The organism is Segatella copri, from assembly GCF_019127135.1.
In the GTDB taxonomy this organism is placed as follows: Bacteria; Bacteroidota; Bacteroidia; order Bacteroidales; family Bacteroidaceae; genus Prevotella.
On sequence record NZ_JAHOEA010000150.1, the window covers coordinates 1 to 1,280 of the forward strand.

General features: G+C 36.9%; 2 protein-coding genes. Both read right to left on the minus strand.

Annotated features, from left to right (window positions below; all coding sequences use genetic code 11):
- Positions 1–233: 233 nt before the first annotated feature.
- Positions 234–413, minus strand: coding sequence for a hypothetical protein (locus tag KSW37_RS15590; RefSeq protein ID WP_217315364.1), 180 nt, complete (start codon positions 411–413; stop codon positions 234–236).
- 19 nt (positions 414–432) lie between these two features.
- Positions 433–1,280, minus strand: an 848-nt coding sequence (locus KSW37_RS15595; RefSeq protein ID WP_217315365.1) for a hypothetical protein, incomplete at its 5' end; no start/stop codon positions are given.

The window sequence follows — 1,280 nt, forward strand, 5'->3', positions numbered from 1 at the left end:
GGGAGTGGGAATGAAAGTTAAGAACAAGCCTTGACACAGTTTAAATTACACCCCCAAAATCGAGGATAAAAAATCTTAAAACATTCTTTATCCCCGATTAAATATCGTACCTTTGCAACCGAAAGAGTTCTTTGGATGGTTATGCAAATCACAGCAGGATGCTACATTCTGTTTATTTCTAATTCGTAACCTCTTCTTTTTATGAGATAAAAACTTATCTCATTCTCAATCACTTATAAAAAATACGTACTTTCAACTTTGGAAAGGATAAGACCATGCTTTCCACTTGCATCTACATCAACCACCAAACCCTTTAGATTGCTTTGATTGTAGATGTCACCAATTTTGAACTGTGCATTTGCACTGATTGTGCCAATAACGGCAACAATCATCATTAATAATATTTTTTTCATTGTATATTTATTATGATATTTATTTCCAAAATACATTAGTTACTTCTGTTTTGGGATGAGAGTTGGCATAGGCTATACTAATATCCCGCATTGCATTGATACGTTGTCTCTCTAAGGATATATTGTTTGCCCATTGTCGCATCATGAATTTCAACTCTTCTCCCATCTTCTTCTTAATCTCGTCAGCAAGTTCCACGGCATCACCATAGCATGCTGCATCTGGATAAATTTCAGAGAGATAAACACTCGCGGTTGCAGCTCCTTCACTATTAGGCGCAGCAATCCATGCAGCACGAGCCTGTGCTAGATTTTCATTACAATGCTGATTAACAAATTGTTGATAAACCTTCATCAATTCTTTATTGACAGCTTCATAACCTTTGCAACATTCTGGCACCAACATAAGATTGTAAATGGCTGCATCAAAAATCTTCATGACAGCCAGAGACTGGGCCACTTTTATGATATTCTGATAGTTATTATCATAATAGTCTATTATCTTTCGCTTCCCTTGTTGTACGAAGTTTCGTATTTCAATATTCGAAACATTTATTTTTTGGAAAGTATTAACAAGAGCCTTCGTCTCGTTGTCTCCTATGCCCTTCATTTCTTTGGAATAGGTTGCATAGACCTTTTGAGCTTTCAAGTCAACAATATGCATTGAGACATTTACCTTATAGACTATCTTTGTGGGAACTCCACTGACAATCTGCTTGTCAATAACATCATAATCAAAAGCCAGAGCGAATTGCGAGTTTTCCATTCCTCCAACACCACCAGCTTCAGATGTAAGCACACGCAACCGATTTGTCAAATAGTCAACTACTTGAGGGTAACGACTTCCATCTTCGTTGGTGGATTGTGTTA

Bases quoted from the DNA above. Each gene is read 5' to 3' on its own strand.
- KSW37_RS15590 (WP_217315364.1), bottom strand. From the start codon at position 413: ATGAAAAAAATATTATTAATGATGATTGTTGCCGTTATTGGCACAATC.